Raw genomic sequence first — 22,019 nt, 5'->3', positions numbered from 1 at the left:
CACATGAATAAGGGCGAGATTATACTTAAAAAATATTAAAAAGAATCTAAGCTATCACAATGCATACAAGAAAGTTTGGGCAATACCAACAATCTTAAATCTACCTACATATATTATGACCTACATCTGTAGATTCAATAAAAAATGTTTCATATATGCCACATCGCGATAAAAATTTTCTCAATTTTTTTCACGCTTGACTTGACAACTAAAAAAATAAGATATAATCGCAAAGCTTGCTATCCAACACAGAAGTCTTAGTCCTGAACACTATCAAAGAAGTAGAGGAACAAGCTAAAACACATTAAGGAGAGCATTATGTCATATGCACAAGAAGTTTTAAATAGGGTAAAGACAAACTATCCTTCACAGGTGTTGTTTCATCAAGCAGTAGAAGAGGTTTTGGAATCTCTTAGTCCTGAGCTTGACAAAAACAAAAAATACCAACAAAATGCTATCTTAGAGCGCCTTGTTGTGCCAGATCGCGAGATTCACTTCCGTGTAAGCTGGGTTGATGATGCAGGCAAAGTGCAAGTCAATCGTGCATACAGAATCGAATTTAACTCTGCAATCGGACCATACAAAGGTGGTTTGCGATTTCACCCAAGTGTTAATGAAGGTGTTATCAAGTTTTTGGGATTTGAGCAAATTTTCAAAAACTCTTTGACAACTCTTGCTATGGGTGGTGGTAAAGGTGGTAGTGACTTTGATCCAAAAGAAAAAAGCGATGGCGAAATTATGCGATTTTGTCAAGCATTTATGAATGAGCTCTACCGACATATCGGCGCTACTACAGACGTGCCTGCTGGTGACATAGGTGTAGGTGGGCGTGAGATTGGTTATCTTTTTGGGCAATACAGAAAACTTACTAACCGCTTTGATGGTGTGCTTACTGGTAAAGCTCTTGGATGGGGCGGAAGCTTAGTAAGAACAGAAGCAACAGGTTATGGAAGTGTGTATTTTGCACAAGAAATGCTTAAAGCGCGCGGAGAAAGCCTAGAAGGTAAAGTTTGCACCGTTTCAGGAAGCGGAAATGTGGCTATCTACACAGTAGAAAAACTTCAACAGCTTGGTGCAAAACCTGTAACTATCAGTGATTCTAAGGGTATGATTTATGACAAAGATGGTATTGATCTTGCACTACTCAAAGAACTCAAAGAAGTAAAACGCGCTTCACTTGAAGAATATGCACAAAAAAGAAGTAGTGCAGTATATACTAAAGCAAGCGACTATAAAGCTGGCACAAATGGTGTGTGGGCAATTCCTTGTTTTGCAGCTTTCCCTAGCGCAACACAAAATGAATTAAGCCTAGAAGATGCAAAAATCTTGCTCCAAAATGGTTGCCAATGCGTAAGCGAAGGTGCTAATATGCCTTCAACAATCGAAGCAGCACATTACTTTATCCAAGCAAAAATTTGCTATGGTCCTGGTAAAGCAGCGAATGCTGGTGGTGTGGCAGTAAGCGGACTAGAGATGGCACAAAATGCAAGTATGACACCATGGAGTTTTGAAGTTGTTGATGAAAGACTTCAAGGTATCATGAGAAGTATCTTTACAAACGCAAGCCAAACTGCTGCAGAATTTGGCGAACCTACAAACCTTGTGCTTGGTGCTAACATCGCAGGATTTAGAAAAGTTGCTAACGCAATGATCGATCAAGGTGTATTCTAAGAATACACAAGTAATTTGCCCTTATGGGCAGATTACTCCCCTCATTATAAATCATTCTCCCCTAATGTGTATAAAGAAGCTCTTGTATGTGGCAGAGTGTATTTAACTCGCCCACAAGCTCACGAGCTGCCCTTGCAAAGTCCTCGCGAATATGTAATGTATTTTTGTCAAATTCTCGCAGATGTGCGATTGGCATTTGGCTATATTGCGTAATAAATTCTTCACTATCATACGCTTCACTATCACGAGCACCGCTTATTATAAGCCCCAATATGTCTATATTTCTAGTCTTTAGCGCCTCTATGCTCAATAAAATATGATTGATTGCACCCAAATAATGTCGCCCTACAAGCACCACCGGTAAATGATGGTATGCTACCCAATCTAGCACACAATGCGTAGAATCTATAGGCGTATAAAGCCCTCCGGCAGTCTCTATCAAGATAGTAGTCTCTGGTGTAGTGTATGTGGGTAATGGAAGCTCTAGGGCGTCATAATGGAGAGATTCTAATTTTTTAGCTCTATGTGGGGAAGTGGGAGTTTGCAAAGTTATGGCACTTGGGATAATGTGTGTATCTGGCGTAAGGGTAGCAATAACATCACTATCTGTGGGTGTGCCTGCTTGCACAATCTTGTGATACACTAAGCCTAATCCATAACAAAGCGCGGCACTCACTGCACTTTTACCAACATCTGTGTGTGATCCTACCACCACCAAATACGGCAATCGCATATATTTATCCTTGCTTGACATTATGTGTCAATTGCCTTCCTAAGCTTATACAAAGCAGTCTATAACTCATCACCATTTTTTCCATTCCCTCGCGTATAATCCCCACGGCTTTATAATAAAATTCCTCAATATCATCGCTAGGCAAATGCAATGCACTCACCATAAGATTATGCAAAATATGTCCAACACTCCCCTCAAAAAGCAATCCTACAAAGGCATTTTGCGCACTCATCTTAAGACTAAAGTGATGTGCGCGATCGATTAAGGCAAATAATTCCTTTTTGTTGCACACTCTATAAGATACAAGTGTCATAAATTCCTCTTTGTAGGCAAGCACTTCCGCAAGATTCAAATCCCCATATGTCCTAAAAACTTGCGTATAATCGGTGCTACAATGTGCGATAATTGTGTCAATGGCTTGTTGCTTTTCTCCCCTCTCAAGTTCGCGCAAACTAAATTCCTCTATATTGCATGCCTTTGTTCCTTGTATATACGCACCCTCACCAAGATTTAGCACCATACGCGGTGCAAATGCCTTGATACATCGCTCCATACTACGCGCACTCAAGCTAAATAGTGCGTCAGAATAGACACTAGATTCTGTGTTACCTTGCACCTTAAAGGCATGAGCTGGAATCTGTGGTGCCTCTTTGCCATAAAAGGAATTTTTGGCATGTTTGCTTTTGCCCTCGATATAGCCACAATCAAGTCCGCATATCAATACCTCTTCACCCAAAAGTGCAGCAAGTGCAAAACCCGCATTGCCAACATATGGCGCACTAAATTCCACAACGCTTTTTGCACCAAACATATAAGCCCCTGCACTTCCACCACGCATAAATACATAAGCGTTTTTACCAAGAGCCAAAGCCTCTGGTTGCACGACGCTACCACAAAGCAAAGTAGTATCGCCCAAAGGCGCTTGTATCAACACATCTTTAAGATAAGAGATTCGCTCAATCTCAATTTGAAAATCAGGCTCTATGCCATATGCCTTGAGTGGTTTTATCGCTGTGCCACAAGAAAATATAAGCATATTGTGGGCATTTGCTTTGATAAAAGGCAAAAGCATATCCAAACTAGCTCCATTCCCCACGACACAAATAGGTATCTCAACGCGCTCTGGCATATGCAACACCGGATAATGAGATTTGAGGTTGTGAAGTGTATTGCGCACACCTATCATTTCATCATCAAAGCTTCCCCAACCACGAGAATTCACTCTATAAGCCTCATGGACAATATCACGTGCATTTGTAATTTTAGGACTTTCATACAAAAATACTTCAAGACGCAAAAAATTGTTTGTAATCTTGCGTGAAGAAAAATATGTATGAATAAATTCCTGATGAATGATATCTTGGACAAAAATATAACACGCACGATCATTGGTCCGAGAAAAAAGCAAAGGAAAATCCACAAAATATAGCATAATGCGCAACATATCAAGATATTCTTCAAATAAAAGCAAAGAATGAAACGATACATCACGCTCCAAAAGTAACTGCAAAAAAATACCTCCAAGCACGCCAAAAAATGTCGAGCTAGGGAGAAAATTGCTAGGGAGATGATAGGATTGTCCTCCGCCACTCTCTTGCATAAGTGTGATAATGCCATTACAAGTAAAGGCAGTGAGTGGGATTTTATCTTCATCAAGCTTTTGAAGTGCGAGGTGATTGGTATGCACAACAAAATGCGGATTATTCATAGGAGTTTGGCTAAGCGCTATATGTGTGGCAATCATTGTATTTTCGCCACTTCTAGGATACACAAAGGCATTGTCTTGGAGGTTTATGATATTTAGTTCATTATCATTAAAAAAAAGATTATGTGTAGTAGGAGGTTTGCTAAGCTCGGCAAAAAGTTTAGGGTTTAGGGATTTAAAAAACTCCATATTTTTGACAAAACATTGACTCATATATGAATCTAAAAGGCGTAAATCATGAGAGTATAAAATTTCTGTAAGACTCATCACAAAATACTCCTACACACCATAAGAGATTCTCACAATCTTATAGCACCTCTGCTCTGCCATTTTTCATCACAACCAAATCTTCTATGCGCACGCCAAACTCATCTCCAAGGTAAATACCTGGCTCGATAGAAAATACCATACCATCTTGTATGATCTCTTCGCTCTTGGCAGAAATGCGTGGAAGCTCGTGTATATCTAGCCCAACGCCATGCCCTGTGCTATGCACAAAATATTTTCCATAACCACTAGATTCTATCACATCTCGTGCTAGTGCATCAATCTCACATCCACGCATACCAGATCTAGCCTTAGAAATTGCTCTCTCTTGCGCCTTTAGCACAATATCATAGATTTTTTGCTGCTTTTTAGAAGCAAATTTTTGGGACTTGCCAAAACTCATATCGGCACATACATTTGCTGTGCGTGTCCTATCCGAACAATAACGCTGATATTTTATCCCTGCATCAAAAAGCAAGAGATCGTTATTTTTGCAAAGATTTTTTTCACTTGGCAAAGCGTGGGGCTTAGCTCCTGTGGCATTTAATCCCACTATGGGATTAAAACTCAAATCATATGCACCCTTGTGGCTTAAAAACATCGTGGCATAAAAATGCAAATCCCTTTCGCTCAATACCTTGCCCTTTTGGATTGCCTTGCGCACAAATCGTGCAAATTCCTTGAAAGCTTGTTTGTTAAGCTTTTGGGATTTTTGAATGAGCGCGATTTGAGAATCTGATTTGATAATGCGCAATTTTTGATGAAAATTTGGAGCAGCCAAAAGTTCGCATTTGTGCTTTTGTGTATGTGATAAAAGCGTCTGATAGAATCCAACCGAAAGTTCATTGGGGTTAAAGGTAAGTTTTTTTACTCTCTGTGTGGCAAGGAGCGTTGCAAGTGTATCAAGCAAATCACTAGATTCTAAAACCTCAACATGTTTATATACATTTTGCTTTGCCTCTAGCGTGTAGCGAGAATCAGTGATAAAAAAACATTGATCTTGTATATGCAATACAATAGCATTATCGCAACTAAAGCCACATTCATAGTATTGTGCGTTTTCATCACGCACAATGTATGGTAATGAAGTATCAAAAGACATGAGAATTATTGTTGTTTGTTTTGCTGGGCTTTGAGTGCGGCAATTTCACTAAGAATCTGCAAAAGCGCAATAAGCCCCAAATGATACCCAAACACACCAAACCCTGTAATCACACCCGCACACACTCTGCCCGTGTAGCTTTTGGCGCGGAAATCTTCTCTAGCGTGAATATTACTGATATGCACCTCAATCACTGGCACACCACAACTCGCAATAGAATCTGCAATAGCAATGGAAGTGTGAGAATACGCAGCTGGATTAATGATAACGCCATCATATTCCCCACCTATACATTCTTGAAGTTTATCGATAATCTCACCTTCAAAATTGCTTTGAAAAAATTCAATATCAGCATTATGTTGCTTAGCTTGAGCTTGAAGGTTGGTGTGAATCTGATCGAGTGTTACATTACCATAAATATGAGGTTCGCGATGTCCTAAAATATTAAGATTTGGTCCTTGGATAACTAGGATTTTCATAACTGCTCCTTACATAGACTTACGCATACCTGTGTCCCCACAAATCCTACGCTTAATAAAGGCTAGGACTCTAGCGGTTATGCTATAAAAACCTGCTTAAACTAAGCCTTAGTCCAAAAACAATAATGGATTTTGCACGATACGCTCAAGATTGGCAAGAGCTAGATTAATGCGATGTTGGGATTGGTTAAAATGTAAGCGTGCTTGATTAAGCGCCACCTCGACATTAAGCAATTCCCTAGAGGTTTCGATATTTTGTTGGTAGCGGTTTTGTATGATACGATAATTTTCTTCAGCCAAAGCAATCGCCTTTTGTGAAATGCTATATTGCTCCTTGGCTATGGCTAAATCATCAAGTGCCTTATCAAGAGAGAGTATCATTTCTTTTTTGAGATCGCTAAGCTTACTTTTGGTTGCCAAAATTTCATAACGCTTAGATTCTATAGCATATGTATCGCTAAACCCATTAAAAAAATTCCACGACATACTAAGACGCGCTTGAGATTGAAGATTGGTCCCAAAACGATTCAGCACACTCACATCATTGCTATACCACCTCTTAGAAAAACTTACATCAAGAGTGGGTAAAAAATTCCCATAAAGTGCATTTTTTTGGTTTTCTATTGAAGTAATCATTTCTTGCATATACAGGTATTCGGAACGATGAGAGAGCATAATGTTTAAAAGCCTTTCGCGATCAAAAGAAAGTGCTTCTAGGCTCTGGAGTCCAATCTCTTCGAGAGTTTGTGTATCGATTTGTTGCATAATAAGCTTTTGAAGTGCTAATGTAGCATAATGTAAAAGATTCTTATCATTGCTTTGTGTAACCTTGGCATTAGCCAACATCACCTCCACACTCAAAAGATCACTTTTTGCCTTCACGCCTTGCAAATAAAATTGTTCAGCCTGTGCCTTTTGAAGCTCCAAAAGGCGGATAGATTCTGTAGAAATTGCTAGATTATCTCTTGCTTGTAAAATCTCAATATAAAGGCTTTTGGCAAGCAAAATAATATCTTGCTTGCTTGCCTCATACATATACTGCTGCGCCTTGTGGAGATTTGCATACGACTTAAGCCCATAAAAATCTATCAAACCATTAAAAAGGTTGTATGTTACTTGAAGATTACTAAGGTTAATCGTATACACACTATCATTGACACGCGTATTTTGCGTTATAGTGTATTGAAGTCCAACTTTTGGAGAGAATCTGCCATATTGTGCCGAAAGGTTTGCGCGAGATTGCTTGGCATTAAATTCTTGTTCTTTTATCACATCGCTATTTTGCAATGCCAAGCGTATTGTTTCATCAAGATTAAGCCCAAACATATATATTGGCAACATTGCTATGAGGGCTATTTTTGCTTTCATTCTCCTACCTATGTTTATGGTATTTGTGTCTTATGCGGTTTGCTAACTGCCACACTCTATGCCCCAAATTTTTCAAAACCTTTAGAAGAATCTTTAGGGCCTGTTTGGAAACATTATAGCATGTTTCTTGCAAGTCCTTTTTGTGCTCTCGTATCCAAAAATACAAAAATAGCGCACTTGGAATCACCAACAAGCTAAGCACACCCGAAAACAACAAGCCACCCACAAGCACTGATCCAAGTCCCCTATAAATCTCGCTCCCTGCACCACCAAAAAGCACAAGTGGTGCTAATCCAAACACGCTTGTAAGGATACTCATAAAAATAGGTCGCATACGCGATTTGGTAGATTCTGTGATACTGGGCAAATACGCCATACCATCGTTAAGATTATGCTGGGTTTGATACACGATTAAAATCGCATTATTCACCACGCTTCCCACAAGAATAATAAAGCCCAAAAGACTTAGCATATCGAGATTTTGTGGATACACAAAGGCATTTACAAAACTTAGCCCAAATAAACCGCCACAGATTGCAAAAGGCACACTCAAGATAATAATAAAGGGATAAGAAAAATTTCCATACAACGCACACAAAATAAGATATGTGATACATAATGCCAACAAAAATCCAAAATACAAATCCTCTCTGCCACCCTCAATATCCTTGGCAGCACCACCAAAGATAAGGTGATTATCGCGCAACTCACCCTTTGCCTCTAGCTCAGGTAACACCTCATCTTTGATACTAGAGAGAATCTCCTCAAGGGGTTTGTTTGGAGGAGCGTTTAAAACAAGTAAAATAGTTCGCTCTCGCTCAAAATGCCGAATCTGCGCCATAGTGTATTCATGCACAATATCTGTAAGTGAAGTTAGAGGCAACAACCTGCCACTAGGCACATAAATTTGTGTGTGCGAGAAGTCTTCTGGAGCCTGAAAATCCACACTCTCTCTAGCGCGTTCTATACTCTCATCGCTTAAATCCGGCAAGGCTTTAAGCACAAGATCTATGGTTTTACCACTACGCGTTTTAAATTCATCAATTTGTTTGCCATCAAGCACCACATCAATAATATCTCCAAAACTCTTGGCGTTAAGATCATTAAGGGCTAATGCTACATAATCTGGGTGCAATACAATCTCGCGATTTGTGTTTTCTAGTGCAGGAAGTGGGCGCACTTGCATATATGGCATTTTTTGTGTGATGGCGTTACTTAGGCTTGTAGCAGTAGCAACTATAGAATCTAGCTCACTCCCTATGACATTAATATAAATGCTTTGTGTGCTAGAACCCTTATCAAAGATTCCTTGTTGCACCACAGAAGCCCTAACACCAGGAATGTTTTTGATACTTTCTTGAATCTGTGGAATAAGTCGCCGAATTTCTGTAGGATTGCTTGAGGTTACACCAAATTGCATATAAGATTCATTGCCAGAAAAAAACAAATGCTTGATAGGTGGCAAGTCTTTAGAATCGCGCTGCGTGTAGCCCAAAGATTCTATGAGATGTTTATTTTGAGAAAATATACTCTCACCAATCTCTTTTCGCTGTTCATAAGATATGCCAGGTGGTGCATTCACATATCCGATGAGAAAATTTTGGTTGCCCTTAGGCAGATAATCAAGCCTTGGAAATAATGCCCAGCTACTCACCACGCAAAAAAGCATAAATCCGACTATAAACACTGCACTACGCTTAGGTGTGTGCAAAATAAAATCTAAGTCTCTCATAAGCCATTCGCCACACGCGATACCAAGCTTTTGATACGCGCTTTGTGTTTTGTGAGATGTAATATAAAAAGTTTGCATAGACACTTGCATCATTGTAGGTATGACAAAAATAGAAGCAAAAAATGAAATCCCCAAACCAAAGCATACGCTCAGTGCGACATCATAAAACAGCTGCCCCAAATCCTGTTGCATATCCATGATAGGAATAAAAATCGCGATAGTTGTTACTACCGAGGCAAAAATTGCCCCAATAACTTCTCTTGTGCCATCAACACAAGCCCTAAAAAGTGGTTTTTGTTTGTGCAAATGGCGCGTGATGTTTTCAAGCACAACTATAGCATTATCAATAAGCATACTCATAGCAAAGCTCACGCCTGCTAGAGAGATAACATTTAATGTGCGCCCCATAAGATTCAAAAAGAAAAATGTGCTAATGATACATATAGGGATAACAATAAACACCACCACCACAGAATACACATTGCGCAAAAAGAGATACAACACTGCACATGCCAAAATAATACCTACGATAATGTTGTTTTTTACCAAAGATAATGCATCAAGGATATAGCCCTCTTCATCTCTACTCCACACAAGCTCTAAATCATTATCGCGCAAAATACCCTCATTAAGACTCTCTACTACCTTGCGCACCTTTTGTGTCAAATCCAAAATATTAGCATTTGGCGTAGGCACAATCTGCACACTAAGCGCGCGCGTATCGTTGAGATACCCATAACTTGTTTGTTTGGCAAAACCCTCCACCACGACACCAAGATCCTGAAGATACAAAACCTTGTTGTCAGATTTTTGGATAGGTGTGTGGAGAATAGAAGCAATGTTGTTGTATTCGGATTCTACCTTGATTTTATATGAGCGCATTCCATAATCAAGGCTTCCTGCGGTTGTGTTGGCATTGTGTGTAGTGATCGCACTAATAACATCGGCTATGCTAATATTGTGGTGCGCAAGCTGTTTAGAATCTAGCAAAATCTGCATCTGTGTGGCACGCCCACCGGGATAAAATACTTCACCAACACCCTCTATGCGCTCCAAATGCCCAAGCACATAATCTTCAAAAAATGTCTTATAAGTATCCACCTCTTGGGTATTGCCCTCTAGTGTGCGCAAAAAAAGATAAATAGCTGGTGGGATACTCTCACCGCTTAAAGCAATTGTAGGCTTATGAACATCTTCTGGATAGCCTTTTATCTCATCTATTTTCGCACTGACTTTTAAAAGAGCAAAATTTATATCTACTCCACTTTGAAATTCCAACGACACCACCGCGCGTCCTTGTCGTGCGGTAGAACTCATAGATTCTAAGCCCTCGATACCCTTAAGGTATTTCTCCTGACGATTAATAATCTCTTTTTCCACCTCATAAGGTGTCGCGCCATTCCAATTCGTATAAACACTAATTGTTGGCTTACTAACCTGAGGCATAAGCTGATAAGGCATAGACTTTAAGCCCAAAATCCCAAACATCATCGCAAAAATCACACACACAAGAACTACCATAGGATTATGAAGGCAAAATTTGAGTGTGCGCATCATAGAGACTACTTTTTAGGATTTTTGAGATTAATGGTAGATTCTCGCACCTGCATACCATTTTGGAGGCGATCTTGCCCACGATACACAACAGAATCTGTGCTTTTTAGATTGCCACGCACAATCGCATTTTCTCCTTGCATACTTAGCACCTCAACTGGCACAGCATACGCTTTAGAATCTCTCACAACAAAAACACTTTGTGTCCCCAAATATTCAACAATGCAATCTCTAGGCACCATATTACCCTCAATCACACCACCGCTAGAAAGCAAAACTTGAGTCGCCATACCATCGACAAAGCTCCCATCATTTTCTACATGCAAATGCACTGGAAATGTCCTTGTATGCGTGTCAGCACGAGGGATAATGGCATAAATCTTGCCTCTATAATGCTTTTTCTCAATAATCACACCCACTTCTTGCCCATTTTTTAGGTGCGTTAGCATTGTTGATGGCACATCAACTATGATTTCTGCGCTCGTAGTATCCACAATTTCACAAATAGGATCACCCACATTAATCCATTCGCCCTTATTAATCATCTTATCCACGATGATACCGCCTATTGGAGCTTTAATATTTTTCTTGCTTAGCTCCATTTTGGCAGATTCTAGCTCAGAAGTGAGTGCCAAAATATTGCTGTATTGAGATTTTTGTTCGTATTCGATACTCTCGTATTGTTGGAGCGACACAGATTCAGACTTAAGTAGATTCTTATAACGTGCAAGTTCTTTTTGTTGGCGTTCGTGAATGTATTGGGCTTGTTTGAGCTTGGCTTGTTTACTTTGGATTTCTTTTTGCAACAAATCAGCATTAACCTGCGCAAGAGAGGCATTTATCTTGATAGAATCACCGATTTTAAAATTGATTTTTTCCACAACACCGCTTGTTTGCGAGGCAACTTTGGAGGCATTGACAAAATGTAATGTGCCTAAAAATGACGTTTGTGCTTGCAATTTGCCTTTTTGAATAGGCTGTGAAACAATTGTTGCTTCTGTAACCTTATCTTGTGCAAACAAGCCAAAACACATAAACATCAAGAGAAATAAAATTCTCATCTAACTCCCCTCTGTATAAACTCTAAACCAAACAAACCCACCATCTCTAAGTATAAGCTAAATCGTGTAAAATCCAAAATATTTCAATACCAAACACCACGCATATCCAAAAAATAGGAAACGACAACAATCACGACTCATAATGTGTAGATTCTTAACTTGAGTGTTTCATTTTGTATATATAATGATAAATATCCTACGTATCGTAATTTTTGATACATATCAACACAATATTTTTGAGAAAAAATCTCCATTTATTACAAAAAGCTTAACAAATTGTTATTTTTTTGTTACATTGAAAATATCTTAATCAAAAGGAGTGCAGTATGGCAAACGATAACAAAGAAGCTGTGTTACAACGTTTTAGGCAATTTGTAAGCTTTCGTAACAAATTTGGACTTACTCTTGCGATAGCTGTCCTTATATGTTACTATGGGTTTATTATTGGTGTTGGGTTTTTCCCAGAGGTTTTGGGATATAGGCTAGGGCCTAGCTCTATTACGCTTGGTATTATGTTTGGAATTTTTCTCATTGTGTTATCTATTGCGCTAACAGGTATTTATACGCTTTTTGCCAATAAATACTTTGACAAAGAACAAGAAGAAGTGATTGATGAGTTACGCCAAAACGGACTCATAGAAGATTTGCAAGAAGGGAGGTAACACTATGAAACATAAAATATTTTTGGGATTTTTGACCATAAGTCTCACACAAATTATCTTATGTGCTGGACTTGATCTAGGAGAAGTGCAAAAAAGTGATCTCAATTACATTGCGATTACCTTGTTTGTGCTTTTTGTCTTGGCAACGCTTGGCATTACATATTTTTCTAACAAAAAGTCAAAATCTGCTGATGGCTTTTATACCGCTGGGGGCAATATCACTGGGTTACAAAATGGTATTGCAATCGCTGGGGATTATATGAGTGCGGCAAGCTTTTTGGGGATTGTGGCATTGGTATTTACCAATGGCTTTGATGGGCTTATTTATTCTGTTGGATTCTTGGTTGGTTGGCCTATTGTGCTTTTTCTCATAGCCGAAAAATTTCGCAATCTAGGTAAATACACATTTGCAGATATTGTGGCATATCGCTTGCAATCTAAGCCCATTCGCACAATTTCAGCAATTAGTGGGTTAGCTGTGATTGTTTTTTATCTTATCGCGCAAATGGTGGGTGCGGGAGAGCTCATAGAAGTGCTTTTTGGACTTCCATATACAATAGCAGTTATAATTGTGGGAATCTTGATGATTTGCTATGTTGTTTTTGGTGGTATGCATGCAACTACTTGGGTGCAAATCATTAAGGCTTGTTTGTTGCTAGGTGGTTCTACATTTATGGCGCTTATGGTGCTTTATTATGCAGACTTTGATCTTGCATCTTGGTTTGAAAAAGCTGTTAGCAACCACAAAAGTGGCGAAGCCATTATGCGTCCTGGGACATTTTTACCTGATCCTGTCTCTGCATTGTCTTTAGGTTTGGCACTTATGTTTGGGACGGCTGGATTGCCTCATGTATTGATGAGATTTTTTACCGTCAAAGATGCCAAAGAAGCACGAAAATCCGCATTCTATGCTACAGGGCTTATTGGGTATTTTTATATCCTTACCTTTATTATAGGATTTGGTGCTATCGCCTTTTTGCTAGGCAATCCAGATTTTACAGATAGCGAGGGTAAATTCACTCACCCAAACAACATGGCGGCTGTTATTTTGGCACAAGCCCTTGGTGGTGATGTATTCTTTGGATTTATTTGCGCTGTAGCTTTTGCCACAATTTTAGCGGTGGTAGCTGGATTGGCGATTTCTGGAGCTGGTGCAATAAGTCATGATTTATTTGTCAATGTTTGCAAAAATGGCGTGTGTGATCCAAAACTAGAAATGCGCGTTACAAAAGGTGCATCTATCGGACTTGGTATATTGGCGATTATTCTTGGTATAGGATTTGAAGGTCAAAATGTTGCCTTTATGGTGGGTCTTGCTTTTGCCATTGCCGCAAGTGTGAATTTTCCTATCATATTGCTTTGTATTTATTGGAAAAACCTCACAACAAAAGGGGTATTTTGGGGTGGATTAATCGGCTTAGTTAGTGTCTTGACGCTTGTGTTGCTTAGTAAAAGCGTATGGGTGAAGCTTTTCAAATTCCCTGAAGCTATCTTCCCTTATGAACACCCTGCAATCTTTACGATGCCATTGACATTTTTACTCATCTTTATCATCTCTAAACTTGATAATAGTGAGCGTGCAAAAATCGATAGGTTAGGATTTAAGGCTCAAGATTTCCGCGCACAAACAGGGATTGGAGCAAGTGAAGCAGTAGCACACTAACACTCTAAGTGTATCCGAGTTTGTCTATATAGGCAAACTCGAGACCTTTTTATACAAGTGCGATTTTTAACACTTCTTTGATCGTGTTTACACCAATTATCTGCATTTGCTCTTTAATCTGTGGGCTAATTTCATCTAAATCCTGCTGATAATTTTTCATAGGAATAAGCGCTTTTTTAATTCCTGCCTTATGTGCAGCAATCAATTTTTCCTTAAGTCCGCCTATAGGCAAAACATTGCCGCTTAATGTTAGTTCGCCTGTCATAGCAACACTACCATCTACGCACCTATCAGACAAAATACTTGCGATTGTGCAAGCCATTGTAATTCCTGCGCTAGGTCCATCTTTTGGTGTCGCACCCTCTGGAATATGCAGATGTATATCATAGCTATTATAAATCTGTGTGTCTTGTTTGTGTTGTGCGTTGCGCAAAAACTTAGAATCAAAAAGCGTCTTTACCACAGAATGCGCAATTTTGGCAGATTCTTTCATTACATCACCAAGGCTACCAGTAAGCGTTAATTCTCCCTTGCCCTTAATCTTAATAGCCTCAATCTTTAAGACATCGCCTCCCACACTTGTCCAAGCCAAGCCATTGGTAACGCCTATTTGATCTTTTTTCTCAGCACTAGAGATTTCAAATACCTTTTTGTGGAGATATGTAGGGAGATCTTTTTGTGTGATGAGAATCTTTGTATCCCCTTCTTTGCTTAGAATCTCTTTAGCCACCTTACGCATTATTGCAGCAATTTGTCGTCGTAGATTCCGCACACCTGCTTCTCTTGTGTATTTTTCTATAAGCTCTTTAAGCGCTCCTATGCTAAGAGAAACTTCTGTAGATTTAAGAGCGTGTTTTTTAATCTCTTGGGGGATTAAATACTTACGCGCAATCTCAAATTTTTCTTGTGGCGTATAACTAGAAATTTCAATAAATTCCATTCTATCGCGCAAAGGTGGAGGAATCATACCTATATCATTGGCTGTAGCAATAAAAATAACTTGCGAAAGATCAAGATCAAAATTTGTATAATAATCCCTAAATGCTACATTTTGCTCTGGATCTAGAATCTCTAAAAGCACACTAGATGGATCGCCTCTGTAGCTTTTACCCACTTTATCAATCTCATCTAATACAATCACAGGATTTAACTCTTTGGCTTCTATCAAACCTTGTGTGATTCGTCCGGGCATAGCACCTATATATGTGCGTCTATGTCCGCGTAACTCATTGACATCCTCCATACCACCTAACGCAATACGTACAAGAGAGCGTTTTGCCGCCTTAGCGATAGAGTTTGCAAGGCTTGTTTTTCCCACACCCGGAGGTCCAAAAAAGCATAAAATGGTGCCCTTAGAATCTTTACTATCTTGCTTACGCCTAGCAGCAAGCTCTCGCACCGCAAAATATTCTATAATCCTTTCTTTAGGCTTTTGTAATGCGTAGTGATCAGAATCTAACTGCTTGGCAAGGTTTTTGATAGCAATCTTAGTGGGAGCAAATTTCCCAAAGGGAATCTCCAAACACCATTCTACATAGTTTTGCAATAAATTTGCATCGGCGCTATCTTGGTGCATACGAGAAAGGCGAGTAATTTGTTTTTTTATCTCTTTGTATGCATCTTCGTGCATATGTGGGCGCAAAGATTCTAGCTTTTGGCTATAGTGCTCTATTTCTTCATCTTTTGGATTCTCGCCTAGCTCTTTTTGGATAAGCTTTAGCTGCTCTTTGAGAAAATATTCCTTATTGATTTGCTCCATTTTATTATGCACTTTGGATTTAATCTCTTTTTGCATTTTTTGGGCTTGAATCTCCTCCATTACGCATTCAATAATAAGCTCCAAGCGCTCTAATACATCATCTTTGGCAAAAAGCGTATAAGCGACATCTTTTTTTAGTCGAATCCCAGAAGCCACAAGATCAACAATGCGATTAGGATCATAATTTTCATCAAGAGCTTTAAGCAAATCCGGTGGAAAATGTTGTGCTAAGTTTGCCAAAACCTTGACTTTTTCACGCAAAATCTCTAGCAAAGCATTCGCAGTGTTTTCCTCATAGGGCTTAGATTCTATACGATCTATATGAACCTCTAATGGCTCTCCTTGTGTTACACCAAGCACTTTGCATTTATAAAGACCTTGAAAGAGGATTTTTATGCGCCCATCGGGAATGGCAGTCTTTCGCATAATATGCCCCATCACGCCCACATCATAAAATCCTCCATCTTCTTTAGCCACAGAGACAAAAATACGCTTTTGCTCCATATCTTTGCTCTCCATAGCTTTATCAATGGCGCATATGTTTTCCTCATCGCTCACAAAAATAGGCAAGATCATAAATGGATAGATAAAAAGCTCATCTTGCACGAGCAAGGGTAAGGTCATCGGAAATTCTAAAATATCATCATTATGCATTATTGTAAACCTCTTATTAAATTTTATTACCAGTTAAAAATCCGCACATACCAAGGAATATATGAGGATTTGATTTCAAGTCCCTCGATAATATCTTGATTTCTTGAGAGATAATCTTCTTGCGCCTGTTCTTTTCCTTTACGCTTATAGACATTGGCAATGGCTGTATTCAAATCATTTTCACCAAGTTTAAATTTAATAAACACATACTCAACAAATGGTGCGTATCGACTATTTGGAAAGGTTTCTAAATATGTTTCAATTTCACTAATAGAACGATACATAAACTCTTGGTCCTTGGCATAATTTTTAAACCCATAATAATTTGCAAGAATTTTGAGATATCCCAAATAATCTTGATCGCCGATAGTGGAATAACGCTTCTCATACTCATCAATATAAAAAGTTGCCAACAAATATTCTTCTCTATCCATATGCGCCTGTGCAAGGATTAACATGGCTTCGGGCACAAGAGGCGAATTAATATGTTCAGATTGCAAAGAAGAAAAATTAGAATCTGCGCCCTCAAGATTCCCAAAATTGATTTCTTTGAGTATGTTTTCATACCAATATATAGCTGGTTTGTTATATTCTAGCTCTTTTTGCGAACAAGCACCAAAATACAACACCCACACACTCACAAATCCAATGTATAGAATCTTACGCATATTCTCCTCTTTTTTGTGTGAAACTCTTAAACTAATTGGTCTCTCTAAAACATTCTAGCGCAAACTCACGCGCACGCTCTAAAGCCTTATCAATATGTGCCACATCCTTGCCACCAGCAGTAGCAAAGTCATCGCGTCCACCGCCATTACCGCCTAGAATCTGTGCAACCTCCTTAACCCACGCTCCTGCCTTTAGTGGTGCATTTTTTACTCCTGCGGCAATAAAAACCTTGCCCTCATTTTCTACAATAAGTAAAATCGCTACGCTTTGGTATTTATTTTTTGCCTCATCGATATATGCCTTTGCTTGTGCGCTCTGAATGTTTTCAAGCTTTGTAACCACAAAATGACATCCTTGTATTTGCTCATACGCAAACTCTTTGCTTGCTGTGCCATGCGATGAAGTTTGCTTAAGTTCTTTTAGCTGGGATTGAAGCTTGCTAATTCCTACTAGCACATCTTGGGCTTTAAGCGCATCTTTGGCATGTTTAAGTGTGTCTAATGCCTTTTTGCCCCATTCATAAGCAGCATACCCACACACAGCCTCTATACGTCGCACACCGCTACTCACACCACTTTCTTTGGTGATATAAAAACTGCCAATTTGAGCGGTATTTGACACATGTATCCCTCCGCATAATTCAACAGAATCTCCAAAACTTACCACGCGCACATTATCCGCATACTTCTCACCAAAAAGTGCCATAGCTCCCTTTGCTTTTGCTGCCTCTAGTGGCATAGTCTCACATACTTGCGCATTTGCGGCGCATATTTGTGCATTCACATCAGATTCTATGCGCTCAAGCTCCTCTTGGCTAAGAGGCTTAGTATGACTAAAGTCAAAACGCAAACGATGTGCCTCAACCAAACTACCAGCTTGCGTAACATGCTCACCTAACATCTTGCGTAAAGACAGGTGCAAAAGATGCGTTGCGGAATGGTGTTTGGCTATTTCACCGCGCGAACTATCTACTTGTGCTACCACCTCTTGATCTTGAGTAAGTGCTTTGTTTGTATGCACTTGAGAAATGATAAGTCCAAAATATTTTTTAGTATCGCTCACAAAAGCACACACTTGCCCCTGCAAGTCTAAAAGCACGCCCTTATCGCCTACAGGACCACCAGATTCTGGATAGAGCGGCGTAGTATGCAAAAGCACATAACCATCTGCTCCTGCTTGGAGAGATTGCACACGCTTAAATGCAGAATCTAATAACGCCAAAATTTTTGTCTGCGCACAATCTGTATCATAACCTACAAATGTATTTTCACCAAACGCACTAAGAATCTCTTTAAAATCACCTTCTTGCGCACTATCTCCGCTACCCTTCCAACTAGCTTTAGAGCGCTGTTTTTGGGCTTGCATACAAGAATCAAAATCTTGCATATCTACTTCTATGCCTCTATCGCGTAACATATCTTGTGTAAGATCAAGCGGGAAACCATAGGTGTCATACAATCTAAAAGCCACTTCGCCACTAAATTTTTTATCTTTTTGGGTATGAATCTCTTGCTTATTATGTGTATTTTGCGAGGCTATGCCCATTGCATATAATTCTTTATTAAAAAGCTCCATACCTGCATCAATAGTTTCTAAAAACCGCTCTTCTTCACTTTTGCACTGCTTGGTGATTATATCTTTTCGCTCCAAAAGATATGGGTAAGCACCTTGCATAGATTGTGCCAATACCTCTATCACCTTGTATAAAAATGCTTCTTTAAGTCCAAGCAAATATCCATGTCGAACTGCTCGGCGCAAGATTCTACGCAAAACATAGCCACGACCCTCTTTGTCAAAATGCACACCTTGAGCAAGTAAAAATGCCACACTACGCGCATGATCAGCAATCACACGAAAGCTTGAGATACGAGCTTTGATATGCTCTCGTTGTTCTTGTGTATAAGAACCTTTCAACAAAACATCATCGCTAATATATTCTTGCTGTGTTAGATTCTCAATACATCGCATAAGCGGTGCAAAAAGCGAAGTGTCAAAGTTATTTATCTTGCCTTCTTTGAGTGCGATCACACGCTCCAATCCCATACCTGTATCGATACTTGGGCTTGGCAAAGGCTTTAGTATCCCACTTTCATCACGCTCATATTGCATAAAGACAAGATTCCATATTTCTAAGAATCTATCGCCCTCACCACCAAAAAAATCCTCGCTTGAGTGAAAAAATTCGCTCCCTTGATCAACATAAATTTCACTACAAGGACCACAAGGACCTACATCACCCATTTGCCAGAAATTGTCTTTATCACCCATACGCATTATCTTACTAGGGTCTATATAATTGCTCCAAATCTTAAATGCCTCATCATCACTTTCATGCACACTCACATAAAGCACTTTTTCATCAAAGTCTAAAACTTTAGTAACCAATTCCCACGCATAAGCTATGGCATCTTGTTTGAAATAATCCCCAAAACTAAAATTTCCCAACATCTCAAAAAGCGTGTGATGACGCGCAGTATAGCCAACATTTTCTAAGTCATTATGTTTGCCACCTGCCCGCATACAGATCTGTGAACTAGTAGCACGGGGGATTTGCGGACGCGGAAGCCTACCTGTAAAAATATCTTTAAACTGCACCATACCCGCATTTGTAAAAAGCAATGTCGCATCATTTGGCACAAGTGGCATAGAATCATAAATCTTATGCCCTTTTTGTTGAAAAAAATCTAAAAATGCAGCACGCACATCCATTTCTATCAATCCTTATCTAAAGCACTTTTTTAGCATTGTATCTTAAAAACATAAAATTTTCTATTATTCCAAAAACCCTCTCTTGCCTTAGAATCCTAAGATTCACAATCTCTATCAATCCAAAACAAAAGCCACAAACAAGAGATGAATAATACAAAATTTTATATATGCAGGAGTAAAGAAGACAGAATACCTAACATATAGCTAGGTATTCTATGGATTAGAATATTAGGCAAAATTACATCATACCGCCCATTCCACCCATACCGCCCATATCTGGCATTGCTGGAGCTGGTTTATCTTCTTTGATTTCATTAATTGTCGCTTCTGTAGTAAGCAACAAGCTAGAAACAGATACTGCGTTTTGCAAAGCAATGCGAGTTACTTTAAGTGGATCGATGATACCTGCCTTAAACATATCTACATATTCACCTTTGCTAGCGTTAAAGCCTATTGTTTCTTTAGCATTTTGCACTTCATTAACAACCACACCGCTATCAAATCCAGCATTTGCTGCAATTTGTGCCAAAGGTGCTTTAATAGCGCGCTTGATGATATCATACCCAATCGCCTCATCACCCTCAAGTTTGAGTTTAACTTTTTGCGCTGCATGGATAAGTGCTGCACCACCACCGATAACAATACCTTCATCAACCGCTGCTTTTGTCGCAGAAAGTGCATCATCTACACGATCTTTTTTCTCTTTCATCTCTACTTCTGTAGCTGCACCAACTTTGATCACCGCTACACCGCCACTAAGTTTAGCGAGGCGTTCTTGAAGTTTTTCCCTATCATAATCACTTGTAGTATTCTCAATCTCTGTTTTAATCTGCGCGATTCTTTCTTTAACAGCTTGAGCTTTGCCTTTACCATCTACGATAGTTGTGTTGTCTTTGTCAATCACGATGCGTGCTGCTTGTCCCAAATCTTGCAAACTAGCTGCTTCAAGTGTTTTGCCAAGCTCTTCACTAATAACTTGTCCACCTGTAAGAATTGCGATATCTTGAAGCATTGCTTTTCTTCTATCACCAAATCCAGGAGCTTTTACGGCAGAAACATTAAGCACACCGCGAAGTTTATTTACAACCAATGTTGTAAGTGCTTCACCTTCAATGTCTTCAGCGATAATAAGAAGTGGCTTACCACTTTGCATAGTAGCTTCAAGCAAAGGTAAAATCTCTTTCATATTTGAGATTTTTTTGTCTGTCAAAAGCACATACGCATTTTCAAGCTGTGCAATCATTTTGTCAGTATTAGTTACAAAATATGCAGAAAGGTATCCTCTATCAAATTGCATACCTTCAACCACATTAAGCTCATCATTAATACCCTTAGCTTCTTCAACGGTGATCACACCATCTTTGCCTACTTTTTCCATAGCCTCAGCAATAAGGCTACCGATTTTATCATCAGAGTTTGCAGAAATAGTCGCTACTTGCGCGATTTCATCTTTACCGCCAACTTTTTTGCTTCCTTTTTTAAGCTCTTGGATAATTGCTTCACTAGCCTTATCCATACCGCGTTTTACCTCAACAGGATTTGCACCTGCAGTGATATTGCGCAAGCCTTCTTTAAAAATGCTGTGTGCCAAAACGGTTGCTGTTGTTGTGCCATCACCTGCTGCATCAGCAGTTTTGCTTGCAACTTCTTTAACAAGCTGTGCACCCATATTAGCAATTGGATCCGCAAGTTCTACTTCTTTTGCTACAGACACACCATCTTTTGTGATAGTTGGTGCACCATAAGATTTTTGAATAAGAACATTACGCCCTCTTGGTCCCATAGTTACTTTTACTGCATCGCTTAATTGTTTAATACCTTCATAAAGCTTGTTTCTTGCAGAATCTGCAAAGTGAATTTCTTTGTTTGCCATGATAAACTCCTTAATGTAAATTTATGTTGTAAAGTTATTTTTCAATAATACCTAGAATATCTTCAACTTCTAGCACGATATATTCTTCATTGTCTAGTTTGATTTCGCTACCTTTGTATTTTTCAAACATAACAACTTGATCTTTTTTGAGTGCTGGACATTCTTTAGTAGCTTTTTCACCCAAAGCTTTAATTTTTCCCATAAGAGGCTTTTCTTTAGCATTGTCTGGGATAATAATGCCTGAGCTTGTTTTAGTATCTTCTTCTAATCTCTGTATGAGAACTCTCTCTCCAAGCGGTGTGAATTTCATAGTTTCTCCTTGTGAGTAATGTAAATAATTAGCACTTAAAAAACTTAA

At 39.1% G+C, this 22,019-nt stretch carries 15 protein-coding genes; 3 read left to right on the top strand and 12 right to left on the bottom strand.

Translation table 11 applies throughout. The features are described from left to right. Positions 1 to 318: 318 nt before the first annotated feature. The gene (gdhA, locus tag B9T66_RS02295; RefSeq protein ID WP_095627386.1) at positions 319 to 1,671 is read left to right on the top strand and encodes an NADP-specific glutamate dehydrogenase; all 1,353 of its coding nucleotides are present in this window, start codon (positions 319 to 321) and stop codon (positions 1,669 to 1,671) included. 61 nt (positions 1,672 to 1,732) lie between these two features. Here the strand turns inward: gdhA and bioD are convergent, their stop codons facing one another. The 7 genes from bioD to B9T66_RS02260 all read right to left on the bottom strand — a co-directional run bounded on the left by bioD (position 1,733) and on the right by B9T66_RS02260 (position 11,672). Then, a complete protein-coding gene (gene bioD / locus B9T66_RS02290) occupies positions 1,733 to 2,404 on the bottom strand; it encodes a dethiobiotin synthase (protein ID WP_180763314.1) in 672 nt (223 codons plus the stop codon). A 4-nt stretch (positions 2,405 to 2,408) separates the two neighbouring features. Beyond that, positions 2,409 to 4,376 (bottom strand): motility associated factor glycosyltransferase family protein, encoded by a 1,968-nt coding sequence (locus B9T66_RS02285; protein WP_095627384.1) that lies wholly within the window; start codon positions 4,374 to 4,376, stop codon positions 2,409 to 2,411. Positions 4,377 to 4,416: 40 nt separating this feature from the next. Further along, the gene (locus B9T66_RS02280) at positions 4,417 to 5,478 is read right to left on the bottom strand and encodes a M24 family metallopeptidase (protein ID WP_095627383.1); all 1,062 of its coding nucleotides are present in this window, start codon (positions 5,476 to 5,478) and stop codon (positions 4,417 to 4,419) included. A gap of 5 nt (positions 5,479 to 5,483) precedes the next feature. Next, entirely contained in the window at positions 5,484 to 5,957 is a 474-nt protein-coding gene (aroQ, locus tag B9T66_RS02275; protein ID WP_095627382.1) for a type II 3-dehydroquinate dehydratase, read from the bottom strand. Positions 5,958 to 6,065: 108 nt separating this feature from the next. Beyond that, entirely contained in the window at positions 6,066 to 7,325 is a 1,260-nt protein-coding gene (locus B9T66_RS02270; RefSeq protein ID WP_095627381.1) for a TolC family protein, read from the bottom strand. Between the two features lie 4 nt (positions 7,326 to 7,329). Continuing rightward, complete coding sequence (locus B9T66_RS02265) at positions 7,330 to 10,614, bottom strand: efflux RND transporter permease subunit (RefSeq protein WP_095627380.1); 3,285 nt, start codon at positions 10,612 to 10,614, stop codon at positions 7,330 to 7,332. 5 nt (positions 10,615 to 10,619) lie between these two features. Then, positions 10,620 to 11,672, bottom strand: coding sequence for an efflux RND transporter periplasmic adaptor subunit (locus B9T66_RS02260; protein ID WP_095627379.1), 1,053 nt, complete (start codon positions 11,670 to 11,672; stop codon positions 10,620 to 10,622). Between the two features lie 326 nt (positions 11,673 to 11,998). On the opposite strand from B9T66_RS02260, the gene B9T66_RS02255 reads away from it, so the two are divergent. Then, a complete protein-coding gene (locus tag B9T66_RS02255; protein ID WP_095627378.1) occupies positions 11,999 to 12,334 on the top strand; it encodes a DUF485 domain-containing protein in 336 nt (111 codons plus the stop codon). A gap of 4 nt (positions 12,335 to 12,338) precedes the next feature. Continuing rightward, a complete protein-coding gene (locus tag B9T66_RS02250; protein ID WP_095627377.1) occupies positions 12,339 to 13,997 on the top strand; it encodes a cation acetate symporter in 1,659 nt (552 codons plus the stop codon). A 49-nt stretch (positions 13,998 to 14,046) separates the two neighbouring features. Here B9T66_RS02250 and lon read toward each other — a convergent pair whose 3' ends face one another. The 5 genes from lon to groES form a co-directional block, all read right to left on the bottom strand. Further along, a complete protein-coding gene (gene lon / locus B9T66_RS02245) occupies positions 14,047 to 16,410 on the bottom strand; it encodes an endopeptidase La (RefSeq protein WP_095627376.1) in 2,364 nt (787 codons plus the stop codon). Positions 16,411 to 16,436: 26 nt separating this feature from the next. Continuing rightward, positions 16,437 to 17,078, bottom strand: a complete 642-nt coding sequence (locus B9T66_RS02240; RefSeq protein WP_095627375.1) for an outer membrane protein assembly factor BamD — start codon at positions 17,076 to 17,078, stop codon at positions 16,437 to 16,439. A 31-nt stretch (positions 17,079 to 17,109) separates the two neighbouring features. Next, complete coding sequence (gene alaS / locus B9T66_RS02235; protein ID WP_180763313.1) at positions 17,110 to 19,788, bottom strand: alanine--tRNA ligase; 2,679 nt, start codon at positions 19,786 to 19,788, stop codon at positions 17,110 to 17,112. Positions 19,789 to 20,026: 238 nt separating this feature from the next. After that, the gene (gene groL, locus B9T66_RS02230; protein WP_095627374.1) at positions 20,027 to 21,661 is read right to left on the bottom strand and encodes a chaperonin GroEL; all 1,635 of its coding nucleotides are present in this window, start codon (positions 21,659 to 21,661) and stop codon (positions 20,027 to 20,029) included. Positions 21,662 to 21,695: 34 nt separating this feature from the next. Continuing rightward, positions 21,696 to 21,971 carry a co-chaperone GroES gene (groES, locus tag B9T66_RS02225; RefSeq protein WP_095627373.1) on the bottom strand — a complete coding sequence of 92 codons (276 nt, stop codon included), beginning with the start codon at positions 21,969 to 21,971 and terminating at the stop codon, positions 21,696 to 21,698. Between the last annotated feature and the right edge of the window lie 48 nt (positions 21,972 to 22,019).

This window comes from Helicobacter sp. TUL, from assembly GCF_002287135.1.
Classification (GTDB): domain Bacteria; phylum Campylobacterota; class Campylobacteria; order Campylobacterales; family Helicobacteraceae; genus Helicobacter_F.
This window is presented reverse-complemented; position numbering and strand designations above follow the sequence as displayed.

Excerpts from the sequence above, each read along its gene's own strand:
- gdhA (WP_095627386.1), top strand. The coding sequence starts at position 319 with ATGTCATATGCACAAGAAGTTTTAAATAGGGTAAAGACAAACTATCCT.
- bioD (WP_180763314.1), bottom strand. The coding sequence starts at position 2,404 with ATGCGATTGCCGTATTTGGTGGTGGTAGGATCACACACAGATGTTGGT.
- B9T66_RS02285 (WP_095627384.1), bottom strand. The coding sequence starts at position 4,376 with ATGAGTCTTACAGAAATTTTATACTCTCATGATTTACGCCTTTTAGAT.
- B9T66_RS02280 (WP_095627383.1), bottom strand. The coding sequence starts at position 5,478 with ATGTCTTTTGATACTTCATTACCATACATTGTGCGTGATGAAAACGCA.
- aroQ (WP_095627382.1), bottom strand. The coding sequence starts at position 5,957 with ATGAAAATCCTAGTTATCCAAGGACCAAATCTTAATATTTTAGGACAT.
- B9T66_RS02270 (WP_095627381.1), bottom strand. The coding sequence starts at position 7,325 with ATGAAAGCAAAAATAGCCCTCATAGCAATGTTGCCAATATATATGTTT.
- B9T66_RS02265 (WP_095627380.1), bottom strand. The coding sequence starts at position 10,614 with ATGATGCGCACACTCAAATTTTGCCTTCATAATCCTATGGTAGTTCTT.
- B9T66_RS02260 (WP_095627379.1), bottom strand. The coding sequence starts at position 11,672 with ATGAGAATTTTATTTCTCTTGATGTTTATGTGTTTTGGCTTGTTTGCA.
- B9T66_RS02255 (WP_095627378.1), top strand. The coding sequence starts at position 11,999 with ATGGCAAACGATAACAAAGAAGCTGTGTTACAACGTTTTAGGCAATTT.
- B9T66_RS02250 (WP_095627377.1), top strand. The coding sequence starts at position 12,339 with ATGAAACATAAAATATTTTTGGGATTTTTGACCATAAGTCTCACACAA.
- lon (WP_095627376.1), bottom strand. The coding sequence starts at position 16,410 with ATGCATAATGATGATATTTTAGAATTTCCGATGACCTTACCCTTGCTC.
- B9T66_RS02240 (WP_095627375.1), bottom strand. The coding sequence starts at position 17,078 with ATGCGTAAGATTCTATACATTGGATTTGTGAGTGTGTGGGTGTTGTAT.
- alaS (WP_180763313.1), bottom strand. The coding sequence starts at position 19,788 with ATGGATGTGCGTGCTGCATTTTTAGATTTTTTTCAACAAAAAGGGCAT.
- groL (WP_095627374.1), bottom strand. The coding sequence starts at position 21,661 with ATGGCAAACAAAGAAATTCACTTTGCAGATTCTGCAAGAAACAAGCTT.
- groES (WP_095627373.1), bottom strand. The coding sequence starts at position 21,971 with ATGAAATTCACACCGCTTGGAGAGAGAGTTCTCATACAGAGATTAGAA.